Source organism: Citrobacter gillenii (genome assembly GCF_013337685.1).
GTDB classification, from domain to species: domain Bacteria; phylum Pseudomonadota; class Gammaproteobacteria; order Enterobacterales; family Enterobacteriaceae; genus Citrobacter; species Citrobacter gillenii.
Map to the genome: position 1 here is coordinate 643470 of NZ_SUQN01000001.1, position 16892 is coordinate 660361.

Below are 16892 nucleotides of genomic sequence, written 5' to 3' on the forward strand. Positions count from 1 at the left end.
ATTGTGCTTAATACATTATTTTCTCCATGGCCATCATTTACGCAGGAAGAAGCAGAAGCTGTTTCTTCAGTTTTATTATCCAATAAAGTAAACTATTGGACCGGAAATGAATGTCGTCAATTTGAAGCAGAGTTTGCAGAATGGGTTGGCACGAAGTATGCCGTTGCTTTGAGTAATGGAACACTGGCACTGGATGTTGCTTTAAAGGCATTAGACATCGGGGCTGGAGATGATGTTATCGTAACATCGCGTACCTTCTTGGCATCTGCTTCATGCATTGTAACTGCGGGTGCTAACCCAGTATTTGCCGATGTCGATCTCAACAGTCAATGTATTACGGCAGAAAGCATTGCTGAAGTTCTGACTCCAGAAACAAAAGCTATTATTGTTGTTCATTTAGCGGGAATGCCTGCTGAAATGGATCCCATTATGGAGCTGGCTGAGAAGCATAACTTGTATGTTATTGAAGATTGCGCACAGGCGCATGGAGCCCGCTATAAAGGTAAGAGTGTAGGTAGTATTGGGCATATTGCAGCCTGGTCATTTTGTCAGGATAAAATCATGACTACGGGCGGTGAAGGCGGAATGGTGACAACGAATGATAAATCGTTGTGGTCTGCTATGTGGAGTTATAAGGATCATGGCAAAAGTTATGATGCCGTTTATAACCGGGACCATAAACCGGGATTTCGTTGGTTGCATGAATCATTTGGTACTAACTGGCGCATGCTTGAAATGCAAGGTGCAATTGGTCGCATTCAGCTTAGAAAAATGAAAGATTGGACTCAGCGTCGTCAGGAAAATGGTAACGCTATTGATAGCGCGCTTGTAGATTTGGCCGGTGTTAGGCTTGTTAATGTACCTGAGTACATTGAACATGCGGAATACAAGCATTACATCTTCATCAAACCTTCTGGTCTGAAAAATGGGTGGAGTAGAGATCGTATTATTGAAGAAATCAATGCTGCAGGTGTACCCTGCTATCAAGGTAGTTGCTCAGAGATTTATCTTGAAAAAGCATTCGATAACACCCCATGGCGTCCGCAAACGCCGCTTGCTAACGCAGTTGAGCTTGGTCAAACAAGCTTGATGTTTTTGGTTCATCCGACATTAACGCCAGAAGAAATAGATTTAACATGTAAAGTCGCACGTAAGGTATTGTGTGACGCATTAATCTAACATCAACGATTGATAGTTGATATAGGATAAACTTCTTGAGGTGGTTTTTGGACCACCTCGTATCTATTTAGATGTGGTAAAGAATGTTAACGCAACTGCTCAGTTTGCCTCGTAATATAAAGCGCATAATCATGGTGGCAATAGATTTCCTTTTATTGCTAATTGCTTTCTGGGGTGCCTTTTGGATCCGGATGGATATTTCTGCACCATATACAAGTTACGAGCACTGGAAGTTACTTGCTTGTCTAATAGCTATTACTGTTTTTATCTTTATAAAAATGGGGCTATATAGAACAGTCTTAAGATATGTAACTGCAAAAATATTTGTTACTGTCTTGTTTGGTATGTGTATTTCAACATTGTTCTTAATAACAATGGCTTATTTTTCCGATGTTTTTCTTCCTCGTGCTGTCCCTATTATTTATTTCGCGTTTTCTTTGTTATTTATTTGCGGTTCCAGACTCTTCTTCCGTATGATGCTCACCTACGCAGTCCGCGGGCGAATACCTGTAATTATCTATGGAGCAGGTGCTTCAGGTAGACAATTGCTAACAGCTTTAAGACAAGTCGATGAGTACTTCCCTGTCGCATTTGTCGATGATAACCCTTTGTTGAGTAAAGTGGTTATTCATGGAGTCACAGTTTATCCCAGTAAGAGTCTGGACAAATTAATTCCTCGCTATGGGATAAAGAAAATACTTCTTGCAATGCCTTCGATATCTGTCGAAAAACGAAGAGAAGTTATTACAAATCTAGAGAATTTTCCTTGTGAAGTGTTGTCTATACCGGGAATGGTCGACTTGGTAGAAGGCAAAGCTCAGATTATGTCCTTGAAAAAAGTCTCTATAGACGATTTACTTGGTCGAGAACCCGTAGCGCCTAGCGAACAACTTTTAGCAAAAAATATTCGTGGTAAAGTTGTTATGGTCACAGGAGCAGGGGGATCAATTGGTTCGGAAATTTGTCGTCAAATTATTACGCAAAAACCAAAAATTTTAATTTTGTTTGAGGTCTCTGAATTCGCATTATATTCAATTGAAAAAGAGCTCTCAATGGCGGTCAATAAAAGTGATAACGATATTGTGATCATTCCGCTTATGGGTTCTGTCCAGAAGCTGCACCGCCTGGAAACTATTATGCGAGTCTTTAATGTTAATACTGTATATCATGCAGCAGCTTATAAACATGTGCCGCTAGTCGAATACAATGTCGTTGAGGGTGTGCGAAATAATATCTATGGTACTTTTTATTGTGCGAAAGCAGCAATTTCTTCTCAGGTTGAGACCTTTATCTTGGTTTCTACTGATAAAGCTGTGAGGCCTACGAATACCATGGGAGCAACAAAACGTGTCGCTGAATTAGTTTTACAGGCATTAGCTAAAGAACAATCGGTCACATGTTTCAGCATGGTTAGATTTGGTAATGTTTTAGGTTCGTCAGGATCCGTAGTCCCACTGTTTGAAAAACAAATTGAACAAGGTGGGCCAGTAACGTTAACGCATAAAGATATCATTCGTTATTTCATGACGATCCCTGAAGCATCGCAGCTTGTCATCCAGGCAGGGGCTATGGCGAGAGGTGGTGATGTTTTTGTGTTAGATATGGGAGATCCAGTCCGTATTTATGATCTTGCTACCCGGATGGTTAAGCTAAGTGGCTTAACAGTTAAAGACGAATCTAACCCTGATGGCGATATAGAGATTTGTATTACAGGGTTGCGTCCGGGCGAAAAATTATATGAGGAGTTGCTTATTGGTGAGCAGGTTTTAGCTACAACGCATCCGCGCATTATGACTGCTCATGAAGATATGCTTAGTTGGCAAGAGCTTGAGGTCTATCTTAAACAGATGGATGAGGCGTGCAATAATTTTGAACATGATAAGATTCGCGAGCTTTTACTCAAGATACCAACCGGATTTCAACCAACTGATGGGATTTGTGATTTAGTTTGGCATGCTAAAAACAATGCATTAGAAAGTAATTTTAACGTTACATGCTGAATCAGCATATCAACTGCTAACTACTTTCAAGTATCCTGAGTTAACATCTAGAACACATTCAAGCCGCGCATATGTCGCGCGGTGACCACACCTGACAGGAGTATGTAATGTCCAAGCAACAGATCGGCGTCGTCGGTATGGCAGTGATGGGGCGCAACCTGGCGCTCAACATCGAAAGCCGTGGTTATACCGTCTCCATCTTCAACCGCTCCCGCGAAAAAACTGAAGAAGTTGTTGCCGAGAACCCGGGTAAGAAACTGGTTCCTTATTACACGGTGAAAGAGTTTGTTGAGTCTCTTGAGACCCCACGTCGTATCCTGTTAATGGTGAAAGCGGGCGCAGGCACCGATGCTGCCATTGATTCCCTGAAGCCGTACCTGGATAAAGGCGACATCATCATTGATGGTGGTAACACTTTCTTCCAGGATACTATTCGTCGTAACCGTGAACTGTCCGCAGAAGGTTTTAACTTCATCGGTACCGGTGTTTCCGGTGGTGAAGAGGGCGCGCTGAAAGGGCCTTCTATCATGCCTGGCGGCCAGAAAGAAGCGTACGAGTTGGTTGCGCCGATTCTGACTAAGATCGCTGCTGTTGCCGAAGACGGTGAGCCGTGCGTAACATACATCGGTGCTGACGGTGCGGGTCACTATGTGAAGATGGTTCACAACGGTATCGAGTATGGCGATATGCAGCTAATTGCTGAAGCCTACTCCTTGCTGAAAGGTGGTTTGAACCTGTCTAACGAAGAGCTGGCAAGCACTTTCACCGAATGGAACAATGGTGAACTAAGCAGCTATCTGATCGACATCACCAAAGACATCTTCACCAAAAAAGATGAAGAAGGTAAATACCTGGTTGACGTCATTCTGGATGAAGCCGCTAACAAAGGTACCGGTAAGTGGACCAGCCAGAGTTCCCTGGATCTCGGTGAGCCGCTGTCGCTGATCACTGAATCCGTATTCGCTCGCTACATCTCTTCTCTGAAAGAGCAGCGTGTTGCGGCCTCTAAAGTCCTGACCGGACCTAAAGCTCAGCTAGCGGGTGATAAAGCCGAATTTATCGAGAAAGTGCGTCGCGCGCTGTATCTGGGTAAAATTGTGTCTTACGCCCAGGGCTTCTCTCAGCTGCGCGCAGCTTCTGACGAACACCACTGGGATCTGAACTACGGTGAGATTGCCAAGATTTTCCGTGCGGGCTGCATCATTCGTGCGCAGTTCCTGCAGAAGATCACCGATGCTTACGCTAAAAATTCCGGTATTGCTAACCTGCTGCTTGATCCGTACTTCAAGAACATTGCTGATGAATATCAGCAGGCGCTGCGTGATGTGGTGGCGTATGCCGTGCAGAACGGTATTCCGGTTCCTACCTTCTCCGCGGCGGTTGCCTATTACGACAGCTATCGTGCAGAAGTTCTGCCTGCTAACCTGATCCAGGCGCAGCGTGACTACTTCGGTGCGCACACCTATAAGCGCACAGATAAAGAAGGCGTGTTCCATACGGAATGGCTGGATTAATCTGATTTAGCCCTAACGAAAATGCAGGCCCGGAGCACTCCTCCGGGCTTTTTTATGGGCAAAAAACGGCATTCGGTCAGGTCTGATAGGCGTAGCTGTGCTAAATCACGATATAATGCAACTATGCTGATCCGATACGACAACGTTGGGTCTAACGATGGTGAGTTGTTCACTCTTTAATGTTTAACCAGAAGAAGTTAGAGCTAATGAAAATAACGATTTCAGGTACAGGTTATGTGGGGCTATCGAACGGTATTCTGATTGCCCAGCACCACGAAGTGGTTGCGCTGGATATTGTGCAATCCAAAGTGGACATGCTGAATCAGAAACAGTCACCGATTGCTGATAAAGAAATTGAAGAGTATCTGGCCACAAAAGATCTCAACTTCCGCGCAACCACCGACAAGCAAGAGGCTTATCGCAATGCTGATTATGTCATTATTGCCACGCCAACTGATTACGATCCTAAAACCAACTACTTCAATACGTCCAGCGTGGAATCAGTCATCCGAGATGTACTGGAGATAAATCCGCAGGCGGTAATGATTATAAAATCAACTATCCCGGTTGGTTTTACCCAGTCGATTAAAGAGCGCCTGGGTACGGAGAATATTATTTTCTCACCGGAGTTTCTGCGGGAAGGTAAGGCGCTTTATGACAATCTTCATCCTTCACGAATTGTGATTGGCGAGCGTTCCGCGCGTGCTGAACGATTTGCTGCTTTGTTGCAGGAAGGCGCCATCAAGCAAGACATTCCCACGTTATTTACTGATTCTACCGAAGCCGAAGCCATTAAACTGTTTGCCAATACTTATCTCGCCATGCGCGTAGCGTACTTTAACGAGCTTGACAGCTATGCTGAAAGCTTAGGTCTCGATACCCGCCAAATCATTGAAGGCGTCTGTCTGGATCCGCGTATTGGTAATCACTATAACAACCCCTCATTTGGTTATGGCGGCTATTGCCTGCCGAAAGACACCAAACAGTTGCTGGCAAACTACCAGTCGGTTCCCAATAATCTTATCTCTGCCATTGTGGATGCCAACCGCACGCGTAAAGACTTTATTGCCGACTCCATCCTTGCACGCAAGCCGAAGGTGGTGGGGGTTTATCGCTTAATCATGAAAAGTGGTTCTGATAACTTCCGCGCATCGTCCATTCAGGGGATCATGAAACGGATTAAAGCCAAAGGCGTGCCGGTGATTATTTTTGAACCGGTAATGAAAGAGGATGAATTTTTCCATTCGCGCGTGGTACGTGATTTAGACGTGTTTAAAAATGAAGCGGACATTATCATTTCTAACCGTATGACGCCGGAACTAAGTGATGTCGCCGATAAGGTGTACACCCGCGATCTGTTTGGTAATGACTAATCTATATCGCGAATAAAAGAGGCCGTTTAAAAGGCCTCTTTTATATTTCAGAACGAATGAATTTATACCGCGTAGAAATCGCGATACCAGTCCACAAAGTTTTTTACACCATCTTTAACGGTTGTTTCGGGTTTAAAGCCAATCACGTCGTACAGTGCTTGAGTATCTGCGCTGGTTTCCAGCACGTCTCCGGGTTGCAGTGGCAGCATATTTTTAGTGGCTTCAATACCTAGCGCTTCTTCCAGTGCTTTGATGTAATCCATCAACTCAACCGGGGCACTATTGCCAATATTGTAGACGTGATAGGGGGCAATACTGGTAGCCGGAGTACCGGTTTCAACGGTCCATTGTGCGTCGGTCTGCGGAATAATGTCCTGCAGGCGAACAATCGCCTCGGTGATATCATCAATATAGGTAAAGTCACGCTTCATTTTACCAAAGTTATAGACGTCGATGCTTTTCCCTTCCAGCATCGCTTTGGTGAATTTAAACAGCGCCATATCCGGGCGACCCCACGGGCCGTACACGGTGAAAAAACGCAATCCCGTGGTCGGCAGGCCATATAAATGAGAGTAGGTATGCGCCATCAACTCGTTGGCTTTTTTGGTTGCCGCATATAAGGACACGGGGTGATCAACGGAATCATCTGTGGCAAACGGCATCTTGCGGTTCAGGCCGTACACCGAACTGGAGGAGGCATAGAGCAGGTGTTGGATTTGGTTATGTCGACACCCTTCCAGTACGTTCAAAAAGCCGGTCAGATTGGAGTCTGCGTAAGCATGTGGATTGTCGATTGAGTATCGAACGCCCGCCTGTGCGGCGAGATGGATTACGCGATCAAAGTGCTCGTCCGCGAAAAGTGCCGCCATGCTTTCCCGGTCAGCTAAATCAAGCTTATGAAAATGGAATCCGGGGTGTACCAGCAACGCCAGGCGCGCCTGCTTAAGGCTGACATCGTAGTAATCGTTGAGATTATCCATACCGACCACTTGGTGGCCAGCGTCCAGCAAGCGTTTACTAACGTGGAAGCCGATAAAGCCGGCGGCACCCGTAACCAGGTATTTCATTTTTGCACCTCTTTCTGGCTTTATAGTTGCCAGGCGCCATCAGGCGCCAGAAAGGGAGAATCATACCGTTTGACGATAAAAAAGATAATCGTTATGTGTTATTACCCTGTTCGGTTTTTCTGGTTACGTCATTTTTATTCACAACGTGAATTGATAGGATGGCATGAATAGTCGCGCCAGTCAGATTTTCATTGTTGACTGCGATGATTGCCCGCTTAACTTTTTAAGTAGTGATTAAAATACCAATCAATATCACTTAAATAATCTGTATTTTTTATCAGTAATCCTATGGCATTACCTGAATTTATGGCTAAACTATTGGCGTTAAGTCTTTCCTCATTTAGGGTAATTATGTCTGTCGGTGATAACAACGTATCCGGGCGCAGTAACGATCCGGAACAGATTGATTTAATTGATTTAGTAATGCAGTTGTGGCGCGGCAAAATGACGATTGTTGTCTGTGTTGTTGTTGCTATCCTCCTTGCTGTGGGCTATCTGGCGGTAGCGAAAGAGAAATGGACCTCGACGGCGATTGTGACTCAGCCCGATGTCGCGCAGATAGCCACTTATAATAATGCGTTGAACGTATTGTATGGCAGCAGTGCGCCAAAAGTGACTGAGCTACAGACTAATGTCATTGCCCGCTTTAGCACCTCGTTTTCCGCGTTGGCTGAAACGCTTGATCATCAGCAAGAACCAGAAAAACTGACTATCGAGCAGTCGGTTAAAGGTCAGCAATTACCCTTGGTAGTCTCCTATGTGAGTGATTCTCCTGAAGGTGCGCAGCGTCAACTTTCTGAATATATCCAGCAAATTGATGACAAAGTTGCCAAAGAACTGGAAACTGACTTGGTTGATAACATCAAGCTACGTACAACTACACTGAAAGACTCGTTGAGAACTCAAGAAGTGGTTGCGCAAGAGCAAAAAAACCTCCGTATTAAGCAGATTCAGGAAGCTTTGCGTTACGCTGAACAGGCGGGGGTGACCAGGCCACAAATTCAGCAAACTCAGGATGTGACGCAGGACAGCATGCTGCTGCTGGGCAGCGATGCCCTGAAATCAATGATTGAGCACGAAGCGACGCGTCCGTTGATTTTCTCTGATAGCTACTACCAGACCAGGCAAAACCTGCTGGATATTGAGGCTCTGAAGCCTGACGGTGCTGAACTACATACTTACCGCTATGTGATGAAACCAACCTTACCGATTCGTCGCGACAGCCCGAAGAAATCCATTACGCTGGTACTGGCGGCACTGCTCGGGGGAATGATTGGCGCGGGCGTGGTGCTGGGGCGCAATGCGTTACGGGTCTACAAAGCAAAAGCGCAGTAAGTCAGTATGACGCAGAGCTAAAAAAACCGGGTATCGCCCGGTTTTTTTACGCCCGAAGTTTACTGATGCCGCTGACGCAAATTCTCTATTACCGTGGTCAGATCGAGATCCTGATCCTGCAGCAGTACCAGCAGGTGATACATCAGATCGGATGCCTCATTGGTCAGTTCGAAACGGTCATGTACCGTTGCTGCCAGCGCGGTCTCCACGCCTTCTTCACCGACCTTCTGAGCGATGCGTTTGGTGCCGCTGGCATACAGCTTAGCCGTGTAGGAACTCTCCGGGTCTGCCGTTTTACGCTCAGCAAGTAGCTGTTCAAGCTGATACAGGAACAGCCACTGGTGGCTGGCCTCGCCAAAACAGCTGCTGGTCCCTTTATGGCAGGTGGGCCCAATCGGGTTCACCAGCACCAGCAACGTGTCGTTATCGCAATCGGGCGTAATGCTGACCACATTGAGGAAGTTGCCGGAGGTTTCGCCCTTGGTCCACAGGCGCTGTTTGGTGCGCGAGAAAAAGGTCACTTTGCCGCTTTCAAGCGTTTTGTCCAGTGCTTCAAGGTTCATATAACCCAGCATTAATACTTCGCCAGAGACCGCATGCTGTACGACAACCGGCATCAGTCCGTCGGTTTTTTCCCAGTCCAGTTCTCGGCATTGTTGCTTCGTTAACATATCCTGATCTCCACGCCCTGCGTTGCCAGGTACGTTTTTAATTCACCAATATTAATAATCTGCTTGTGGAACACTGAAGCGGCGAGCGCGCCATCGACATCCGCATCCTGGAAGGCAGCAAGGAAGTGTTCCATGGTTCCTGCGCCGCCGGAGGCGATCAGCGGAACGTGGCATACTTCACGTACTTTTTTCAGCTGTTCGAGATCGTAGCCGTTACGCACGCCGTCCTGGTTCATCATATTGAGGACGATTTCACCTGCGCCGAGTTTTTGCACCTCTTTAACCCAGTCGAGGGTTTCCCACTGGGTGACGCGGGTACGGCTCTCATCGCCGGTGTATTGATTAACGTGATACTTCCCGGTTTCGGCGTCATGCCAGGTATCGATCCCAACCACGATGCACTGCACGCCAAAGCGTTCGGCCAGGCGTGTAATCAGCGACGGGTCAGCCAGCGCAGGTGAGTTGACTGAAATTTTATCAGCGCCGAAAGTCAGTATTTTCGCGGCATCGTCCACTGACTTAATCCCGCCCGCCACGCAGAACGGGATGTCGATCACTTCTGCTACGCGCGATACCCAGCTCTTATCGACTACACGTCCATCGCTGGAGGCGGTGATATCGTAGAACACCAGCTCATCTGCGCCCTCGTCGGCATAGCGTTTCGCCAACGGGACGATGTCACCGATGACCTCGTGATTACGAAACTGGACGCCTTTCACTACCTGACCATCGCGAACGTCCAGACACGGAATTATGCGTTTTGCCAGCATTGAATGGCCTCCTCAACGGTGAATTTTCCTTCCAGCAGCGCGCGTCCGACGATCACGCCGCGCACGCCGGTTCCGCGCAGGGCGGCAACGTCGTCGATATCACCAATACCACCGGATGACTGAAAGGCCACCTGCGGATATTTAGCGCAGACTTCTTCATAAAGCGATACGTTAGAGCCTGCCAGCGTGCCGTCGCGGGAGATATCGGTGCACAGCACATGCTTCAGGCCAACGGGCAGGTAGGTTTCCACCAGTTCTTCCAGCGAAACGCCGGAGTCTTCCTGCCAGCCGCTGACCGCGACCTGCTTGTTGCCTTGTTCGTCAATACGCACATCCAGCGCCAGCACCAGTGCATCTGCACCGAAACGCTCGAACCAGCCTTTGACGACTTCAGGTGATTTTACCGCCGTCGAGCCAACCACCACGCGCGCCACACCGGCTGCCAGCAGGGCCGCAACGTCCTCTTCTGTGCGCACACCGCCGCCAACCTGCACCGGTATGTTGACACCGGCGACCAGCGTTTTAATCAGCGGGATCTGACGCTTGAGCGGATCTTTCGCGCCGGTTAAATCTACCAGGTGCAGAACCTCTGCACCCTGTGCGGCGTAATCCTGCAAGCGCGGCAGAGGATCGTTGCCGTAATCACGCTGGGTGGCGTAATCGCCCTGGTGGAGACGCACAACTGTGCCATCGATTAAATCTAATGCCGGAATAATCATCACATCTCCAGAAAATTTTTCAGCAACAGCGCCCCAGCGGCACCCGAGCGCTCAGGGTGAAACTGTACGCCGAAGAAATTATCTTTTTGTACCGCTGCAGTGAACGGTTCACCGTAATGGCACTGGGCGATGGTCGAGGGATTGACTGGCATTGCGTAGCTGTGAACAAAATAAAAATATGCGCCATCGTCAATGCCGCGGAACAGGCGATTTCCCGCCTGCGGATACACCCGGTTCCAGCCCATATGCGGCAGTGGCAGGCCAAAGTCAGTCATCTTAGGTACGTCTTGCTCAATAATACCCAGCATATCGACGCCATTGCTCTCTGCACTGCGCCGACCGAGCAGTTGCATACCCAAACAAATCCCCAGAACCGGTTGGGTACAGGCTTTGATCAGCTCAATCAGTTCGCGTTCACGTAGCTGATCCATCGCCGCCTGCGCGGTCCCGACGCCGGGCAGAAAAAGCTTATCGGCGCGCAGTACCACATCGGCGTCGCGGCTGACGATGGGGTCATAACCGTGACGCGCCACGGCAGATTTCACCGAGTTGAGGTTGGCGCAGCCGGTGTCGAGGATCACGACGTTCATCACAGCACTCCTTTTGAGGAGGGAAGGGTATCGCCCTCAACGCGAATCGCCTGGCGCAGCGTGCGACCAAAGGCCTTGAACAGGCTTTCCACACGGTGGTGATCGTTTTTGCCCTTGGTCTTCAGGTGCAGCGTCACGCCCATGGTGTAAGAGAGCGAACGGAAAAAGTGCTCGATCATCTCGGTGCTCAGATCGCCAACGCGCTGATAGGTGAATTCAGCCCGGTATTCCAGGTGCGGACGTCCGGAGATATCCAGCGCGCAGCGGGCCAGGCATTCGTCCATTGGCAGCACAAACCCGAAGCGGTTGATGCCACGCTTGTCACCCAACGCCAGTTTTAACGCTTCGCCCAGCGCCAGACCGGTATCTTCTACGGTGTGGTGATCGTCAATATACAAGTCGCCCTTGACGGTGATTTCCATGCGAAAACCGCCGTGGGTCGAGATTTGATCCAGCATGTGGTCAAAGAAGCCGACGCCGGTATTAATTTTGCTGCGGCCCTCGCGGTCCAGCCACACTTTGACGTCAATCTGCGTTTCTTTGGTATTACGCTCAACGTGGGCGTAGCGGTCGCGTTTGGTCAGCTGTTCGCTAATCATCGACCAGTTCAGGGTGTCACGGTGGTAGCGTAACCCGCCGATTCCCATGTTTTCAGCCAGCTGAATGTCGGTTGCGCGGTCGCCAATCACGTAGCTGTTCGCGGTATCCAGCGCCTGTTCAGCCAGATACTGTTCGACCAGCTTCACTTTTGGTTTACGGCAGTCGCATTCGTCCGCGGGCAGGTGCGGGCAGATCAGCACCTCATCAAACACCACGCCCTGCGAGGTGAAAATCTGCATCATCAGGTTATGCGGCCCGTCAAACTCAGCCTGCGGGAAGCTTTGCGTTCCCAGTCCATCCTGGTTGGTGATCATCACCAGTTTATAACCGGCTTTTTGCAGCTTGAGCAGGGCAGGGACAACCTCCGGCTCAAAGGCCAGTTTGTCAAAGCGATCAACCTGAAAGTCACTTGGCGGTTCTGAAATCAGGGTTCCATCACGGTCAATAAAAAGATACTTCTGGCTCATACTTGCTCCGCACGTAAAGCGTCAATGACGCGCTGGCTTTCTTCACGGGTGCCGACGGTGATCCGCAGGCAGCCGCTTAATGAAGGTTGTTTGTTCTGGTCTCGTAAGATAATGCCCTGATCCCACAAAGATTTAAACACAGAACTGGAAGCGGTAAAGCGGGCCAGAATATAGTTGGTTTCAGAGGTGAAAACCTGCTCCACGCAGGGGATAGTGTTCAGGGTATCCACTAGGTACTGACGCTCTTGTAGGATCTGCGCTACGCGTTCACGCATGGCGGCAATGCCTTGTGGCGTCAGCGCCTGGGCGGCGATATCGGCTACTGGCGTCGACAGCGGATAGGGGGCGATCACTTTCAACAGCAGATTAACCACCTCTTCATTGGCCAGCGTAAATCCGCAGCGCAACCCTGCCAGCGCAAACGCCTTGGAAAGGGTACGCAGAACCACCAGGTGTGGATATTCCGTTAACCAGCCGGCCAGCGTCGCCTGCGGACAGAACTCAATGTACGCTTCATCGGCGACCACAATGGCTTTACCTTGGGTCATTTCAAGCAGCGAGCGTAGATCTTGTGGGTTAATCAACTGGCCGGTCGGATTGTTAGGGCTGCAAACGTAAACCACCTTCACGCCATCAAGCTTGTCGGCAATGCCCTGGAGATCGAGCTGCCAGTCGGCAAGCGTAGGCACGGTGCGGCATTCCACGCCGATGGTCTCAGCGCTGACGCTGTACATGCCGTAGGTCGGCGGGCAGTAAAGAATGGCATCCTGGCCAGGTTCACAAAACGCGCGTACCAACAGTTCGATACCTTCATCTGCCCCTCGGCTAACCAACACCTGCTCCGGTTTAACGCCCGCGTACTGTGCGTAATTCTCAATCACCGCTTTTGGCTGACATTCCGGGTAACGGTTAAGCGTCTGCTGGCTGAGCTGAAACTCAACGGCCGTCGGGAACTCGTTGGCATTCAGCCAGACGTCGCCATTACCGCCCAGACGACGGGCAGACTGATAGGGCGTCAGTTCGCGGACATTTTTACGGGCTAAATCGGTGACGCTAAGAATGTTGTCAGTGCTCATGCTTGCTCCTTGAGGGCGTTAACACGCAGGGTGACGGCATTTTTGTGGGCGGTCAGTCGCTCCGCGGCGGCCAGCGTTTCGATGGTTGAGGCGAGAGCTGAGAAACCTTGTGGCGACAGTTCCTGGACGGTCATCCGCTTTTGGAAGTCTGCCAGCCCGAGGCTTGAACAGGTCGCGGTGTAACCGTAGGTCGGTAGCACGTGGTTTGTGCCTGAGGCATAATCACCGGCGGATTCCGGTGACCAGTCACCGAGAAACACGGAGCCGGCGCTGGTGATATCATCGACCAGTTCACGGGCGTTACGGGTCTGAATGATCAGGTGCTCTGGGCCGTACTGATTAGAAATGGCGATGCACTGCGCCAGATCCCGGGTCACAATCAGACGGCTGGCGCTCAGCGCCTGACGCGCTGTTTCCGCGCGTGGTAGTTCAGCAAGCTGGCGTTCAACGGCGTCAGCCACGCGGCGGGCCATCCCGGCATCCGGCGTCAGCAGGATCACCTGAGAATCCGGGCCGTGCTCGGCCTGCGAGAGCAGATCGGAGGCGACGAAATCCGGGGTCGCGCCACTGTCGGCAATCACCAGGACTTCGGAAGGGCCGGCCGGCATATCAATGGCCGCACCGTCCAGACGCTGGCTTACCTGGCGCTTGGCCTCAGTTACCCAGGCATTACCGGGGCCAAAAATTTTGTCGACTTTGGGTACCGATTCGCTACCGAAGGCCAGAGCGGCAATTGCCTGGGCGCCACCGACGTTAAACACCTCTTGCACACCGCACAGCTGCGCCGCATACAAAATTTCGTCGGCGATAGGCGGTGGCGAGCACAGCACCACGCGTTGGCAACCAGCAATACGGGCCGGGGTGGCAAGCATCAATACCGTTGAGAAGAGTGGGGCCGATCCCCCCGGAATATACAAACCGACGGAGCTGACCGGACGGGTCACCTGCTGGCAGCGCACGCCGGGCTGCGTTTCAATATCTACCGCGGGCAGTTTTTGCGCGTTGTGAAACGTTTCAATATTTTTCACCGCGACCGCCATCGCCTGCTTGAGGTCCTCACTCAGACGCGCGCTGGCGGCAGAAATCTCTTCGGCACTGACTTTCAGCGCGCTGACGGTGGTTTTATCAAATTTGGCGCTGTATTCGCGCAGCGCCGCATCACCGCGTGATTTGACGTTATCCAGAATGTCGCTGACGGTACGGATGATGCTGTCCGAAGCAGAGATTGCCGGGCGCATCAGCAATTCGCGTTGCTGTTCGATGCTGCAGGTATTCCAGTCAATCAGGGTATTGAAGCTCATGGTCGTTACTCCATTATCGGGTGTTGCCGGATGGCGGTGCTGCCTTATCCGGCCTACAAGACCCGTAATATCAATGATTGTGACAATTCTTGTAGGCCTGATAAGCGAAGCGCCATCAGGCATCAGATCACTCCATCATCTTCTCAATTGGCAGCACCAGAATCGAACTGGCACCGAGCGCTTTCAGTTTTTCCATGGTTTCCCAGAACAGGGTTTCGCTGCTGACCATGTGCATGGCCACGCGCTGCTGATCGCCTGCCAGTGGCAGAATAGTTGGACGCTCTGCGCCTGGCAGCAGGGCGATGACCTCGTCCAGACGTTCGGTTGGGGCGTGCATCATGATGTACTTGGATTCGCGGGCCTGAATCACGCCCTGAATGCGGGTCAGTAATTTATCGATCAGCTGCTGCTTGGCTTCCGCCATCTCGCCGTCGCGCTGGATCAGGCAGGCTTTGGAGCGGTAAATCACTTCGACTTCACGCAGGCCGTTGGCTTCCAGCGTGGCGCCGGTTGAGACCAGATCGCAAATCGCATCGGCCAGGCCCGCACGCGGGGCAACTTCTACTGAGCCGTTTAGCAGGCAGGATTTAAACGTGACGCCTTTCTGATCCAGATAACGTTTCAGCAGGTGCGGGTAGGAAGTGGCAACACGTTTACCGTTCAGCGAAGCCGGGCCGTCCCAGGCTTCGTCAGCCGGGGTGGCTAACGAGAGGCGACAGCCACCGAAGTCGAGACGACGCAGCGTAAAGTAGTGCGGATCTTCGCCCTGCGCCCGGCGGTTGAGCAACTCTTCTTCTAAAACGTTTTCACCAATGATGCCGAGGTCAACCACGCCGTCCATCACCAGACCCGGAATATCGTCATCACGCACGCGGAGAATATCAATCGGCATGTTCTCTGCCATCGCAATCAGGCGCTGGGTGTGAAGATTAATTTTAATGCCACAGCGGGCCAGTAATTCGCGTGAATCATCGCTTAAGCGGCCTGATTTCTGCATAGCTATGCGTAAACGGGTATTGTCTAACATTCTCTTGTCCTCGTTATCCTGTCTGAATCGGTCTGGGTCACGCACCAAAAAAAAAGCCCCCGGAAAAATTCTTCCGGGGGCTTTCTCATGCGCTCATGCACCACTGGAAGAGTTAAATGTCTCCCAGCACACATCGCCTGAAAGACTAGTCAGGATGATGGTGATGATGGTGTTTAAATTGAGCGCGTGTCATAAAATGTTCTCGATGAATGTTTATTCATTTGATGTCTTTTAACCTAAACCACTTTAGTCACCGAAAGCAAGGGCTTTTTTTGATCATTAATTCATTTCATATTGATACTATGAATTGTCAGCCACCGTGGGCTGGCGTAGCCTTGGGTAACAGGCCACAAGTCAGGAGAGAAGGCATGAAAAAGGTCGCAATTGTCGGGTTAGGTTGGTTAGGCATGCCGTTAGCCATGTCGCTGGCGGCGCGAGGCTGGCAGGTCACCGGCAGCAAAACCACGCTGGATGGGGTGGAAGCGGCCCGTATGAGCGGTATCGAAAGCTACTCGCTGCGCCTTGAACCTGAGCTGGTGTGCGCGTCAGACGATCTTGATGCGCTGATGGATGTCGATGCGCTGGTCATCACGCTGCCCGCCCGCCGTAGCGGTCCGGGTGAAGATTTTTATCTGCAGGCGATGCAGGAACTGGTCGACAGTGCGCTGGCATACCGCATTCCACGGATTATTTTTACCAGCTCGACGTCGGTGTATGGTGACGTACAGGGAGCCGTGAAGGAAGGCTCGCCGCGCAATCCGGTGACGGCAAGCGGTCGTGTGCTGAAAGAACTTGAGGACTGGTTGCATAACCTGCCGGGGACCTCGGTAGACATTGTGCGCCTCGCCGGGTTGGTTGGACCGGGCAGACACCCAGGGCGTTTTTTCGCCGGTAAAACGGCACCGGATGGACAGCATGGTGTCAATCTGGTGCATCTGGACGATGTGGTGTCGGCGATCGCTTTGCTGCTCCAGGCACCGAAAGGAGGACACATCTATAATATATGTGCGCCTATGCATCCGGCGCGTAATGTGTTCTATCCCCAGATGGCGCGTTTGCTGGGGCTGGAACCGCCGGAATTCCGGGACGGTGTGGATAACGGTAAAGGTAAAATCATTGACGGCAACCGAATTTGCAATGAACTTGGGTTTGAGTACCAGTATCCCGACCCGCTGGTGATGCCGATGGAGTGACAGACCAGCA

General features: G+C 50.6%; 16 protein-coding genes and 1 other annotated feature. Of the genes, 6 read left to right on the plus strand and 10 right to left on the minus strand.

What is annotated here, in order from left to right; all coding sequences use genetic code 11:
- Nucleotides 1-3: 3 nt before the first annotated feature.
- From FCH32_RS02960 to ugd, 4 genes are all read left to right on the plus strand, one after another.
- Nucleotides 4-1179 carry a DegT/DnrJ/EryC1/StrS family aminotransferase gene (locus tag FCH32_RS02960; protein ID WP_174360472.1) on the plus strand — a complete coding sequence of 392 codons (1176 nt, stop codon included), beginning with the start codon at nt 4-6 and terminating at the stop codon, nt 1177-1179.
- An 83-nt stretch (nt 1180-1262) separates the two neighbouring features.
- Complete coding sequence (locus FCH32_RS02965; protein ID WP_174360473.1) at nt 1263-3179, plus strand: polysaccharide biosynthesis protein; 1917 nt, start codon at nt 1263-1265, stop codon at nt 3177-3179.
- Nucleotides 3180-3286: 107 nt separating this feature from the next.
- Nucleotides 3287-4693: an NADP-dependent phosphogluconate dehydrogenase gene (gene gndA, locus FCH32_RS02970; RefSeq protein WP_174360474.1), complete on the plus strand. Its 1407-nt coding sequence runs from the start codon at nt 3287-3289 to the stop codon at nt 4691-4693.
- Between the two features lie 206 nt (nt 4694-4899).
- A complete protein-coding gene (gene ugd, locus FCH32_RS02975; RefSeq protein WP_146716967.1) occupies nt 4900-6066 on the plus strand; it encodes a UDP-glucose 6-dehydrogenase in 1167 nt (388 codons plus the stop codon).
- 62 nt (nt 6067-6128) lie between these two features.
- Here the strand turns inward: ugd and FCH32_RS02980 are convergent, their stop codons facing one another.
- A complete protein-coding gene (locus tag FCH32_RS02980; RefSeq protein WP_174360475.1) occupies nt 6129-7133 on the minus strand; it encodes an NAD-dependent epimerase in 1005 nt (334 codons plus the stop codon).
- Between the two features lie 351 nt (nt 7134-7484).
- Between FCH32_RS02980 and wzzB the strand changes: the two genes are divergently transcribed.
- Nucleotides 7485-8468, plus strand: a complete 984-nt coding sequence (wzzB, locus tag FCH32_RS02985; RefSeq protein WP_174360476.1) for an LPS O-antigen chain length determinant protein WzzB — start codon at nt 7485-7487, stop codon at nt 8466-8468.
- A 59-nt stretch (nt 8469-8527) separates the two neighbouring features.
- Here the strand turns inward: wzzB and hisIE are convergent, their stop codons facing one another.
- The 9 genes from hisIE to hisL all read right to left on the minus strand — a co-directional run bounded on the left by hisIE (nt 8528) and on the right by hisL (nt 15882).
- A complete protein-coding gene (gene hisIE / locus FCH32_RS02990) occupies nt 8528-9139 on the minus strand; it encodes a bifunctional phosphoribosyl-AMP cyclohydrolase/phosphoribosyl-ATP diphosphatase HisIE (protein WP_137362966.1) in 612 nt (203 codons plus the stop codon).
- Nucleotides 9133-9909, minus strand: a complete 777-nt coding sequence (gene hisF, locus FCH32_RS02995; RefSeq protein WP_174360477.1) for an imidazole glycerol phosphate synthase subunit HisF — start codon at nt 9907-9909, stop codon at nt 9133-9135. The genes hisIE and hisF overlap by 7 nt, the downstream gene beginning before the upstream one ends.
- A complete protein-coding gene (hisA, locus tag FCH32_RS03000; protein WP_174360478.1) occupies nt 9891-10628 on the minus strand; it encodes a 1-(5-phosphoribosyl)-5-[(5-phosphoribosylamino)methylideneamino]imidazole-4-carboxamide isomerase in 738 nt (245 codons plus the stop codon). Before hisA ends, hisF begins: the two co-directional genes overlap by 19 nt.
- Nucleotides 10628-11218, minus strand: a complete 591-nt coding sequence (hisH, locus tag FCH32_RS03005) for an imidazole glycerol phosphate synthase subunit HisH (protein ID WP_117343300.1) — start codon at nt 11216-11218, stop codon at nt 10628-10630. The genes hisA and hisH overlap by 1 nt, the downstream gene beginning before the upstream one ends.
- Nucleotides 11218-12285, minus strand: a complete 1068-nt coding sequence (hisB, locus tag FCH32_RS03010) for a bifunctional histidinol-phosphatase/imidazoleglycerol-phosphate dehydratase HisB (RefSeq protein WP_096756621.1) — start codon at nt 12283-12285, stop codon at nt 11218-11220. The genes hisH and hisB overlap by 1 nt, the downstream gene beginning before the upstream one ends.
- On the minus strand, nt 12282-13361 hold the full coding sequence (gene hisC / locus FCH32_RS03015) for a histidinol-phosphate transaminase (RefSeq protein WP_174360479.1): 1080 nt from the start codon (nt 13359-13361) through the stop codon (nt 12282-12284). The genes hisB and hisC overlap by 4 nt, the downstream gene beginning before the upstream one ends.
- Nucleotides 13358-14662, minus strand: a complete 1305-nt coding sequence (gene hisD, locus FCH32_RS03020) for a histidinol dehydrogenase (protein ID WP_174360480.1) — start codon at nt 14660-14662, stop codon at nt 13358-13360. The genes hisC and hisD overlap by 4 nt, the downstream gene beginning before the upstream one ends.
- A 127-nt stretch (nt 14663-14789) precedes the next feature.
- Nucleotides 14790-15689, minus strand: a complete 900-nt coding sequence (gene hisG, locus FCH32_RS03025; protein ID WP_174360481.1) for an ATP phosphoribosyltransferase — start codon at nt 15687-15689, stop codon at nt 14790-14792.
- Nucleotides 15690-15736: 47 nt separating this feature from the next.
- Nucleotides 15737-15859: a sequence feature (His leader region), on the minus strand.
- Entirely contained in the window at nt 15835-15882 is a 48-nt protein-coding gene (gene hisL / locus FCH32_RS03030; RefSeq protein WP_100250077.1) for a his operon leader peptide, read from the minus strand. Its footprint overlaps the feature before it by 25 nt.
- Before the next feature lie 175 nt (nt 15883-16057).
- Here hisL and FCH32_RS03035 point away from each other — a divergent pair, with 175 nt between their 5' ends.
- Nucleotides 16058-16882 (plus strand): SDR family oxidoreductase, encoded by an 825-nt coding sequence (locus FCH32_RS03035; RefSeq protein ID WP_174360482.1) that lies wholly within the window; start codon nt 16058-16060, stop codon nt 16880-16882.
- Nucleotides 16883-16892 lie beyond the last annotated feature (10 nt).

Excerpts from the sequence above, each read along its gene's own strand:
- FCH32_RS02965 (WP_174360473.1), top strand. The coding sequence starts at position 1,263 with ATGTTAACGCAACTGCTCAGTTTGCCTCGTAATATAAAGCGCATAATC.
- gndA (WP_174360474.1), top strand. The coding sequence starts at position 3,287 with ATGTCCAAGCAACAGATCGGCGTCGTCGGTATGGCAGTGATGGGGCGC.
- ugd (WP_146716967.1), top strand. The coding sequence starts at position 4,900 with ATGAAAATAACGATTTCAGGTACAGGTTATGTGGGGCTATCGAACGGT.
- FCH32_RS02980 (WP_174360475.1), bottom strand. The coding sequence starts at position 7,133 with ATGAAATACCTGGTTACGGGTGCCGCCGGCTTTATCGGCTTCCACGTT.
- wzzB (WP_174360476.1), top strand. The coding sequence starts at position 7,485 with ATGTCTGTCGGTGATAACAACGTATCCGGGCGCAGTAACGATCCGGAA.
- hisIE (WP_137362966.1), bottom strand. The coding sequence starts at position 9,139 with ATGTTAACGAAGCAACAATGCCGAGAACTGGACTGGGAAAAAACCGAC.
- hisF (WP_174360477.1), bottom strand. The coding sequence starts at position 9,909 with ATGCTGGCAAAACGCATAATTCCGTGTCTGGACGTTCGCGATGGTCAG.
- hisA (WP_174360478.1), bottom strand. The coding sequence starts at position 10,628 with ATGATTATTCCGGCATTAGATTTAATCGATGGCACAGTTGTGCGTCTC.
- hisH (WP_117343300.1), bottom strand. The coding sequence starts at position 11,218 with ATGAACGTCGTGATCCTCGACACCGGCTGCGCCAACCTCAACTCGGTG.
- hisB (WP_096756621.1), bottom strand. The coding sequence starts at position 12,285 with ATGAGCCAGAAGTATCTTTTTATTGACCGTGATGGAACCCTGATTTCA.
- hisC (WP_174360479.1), bottom strand. The coding sequence starts at position 13,361 with ATGAGCACTGACAACATTCTTAGCGTCACCGATTTAGCCCGTAAAAAT.
- hisD (WP_174360480.1), bottom strand. The coding sequence starts at position 14,662 with ATGAGCTTCAATACCCTGATTGACTGGAATACCTGCAGCATCGAACAG.
- hisG (WP_174360481.1), bottom strand. The coding sequence starts at position 15,689 with ATGTTAGACAATACCCGTTTACGCATAGCTATGCAGAAATCAGGCCGC.
- FCH32_RS03035 (WP_174360482.1), top strand. The coding sequence starts at position 16,058 with ATGAAAAAGGTCGCAATTGTCGGGTTAGGTTGGTTAGGCATGCCGTTA.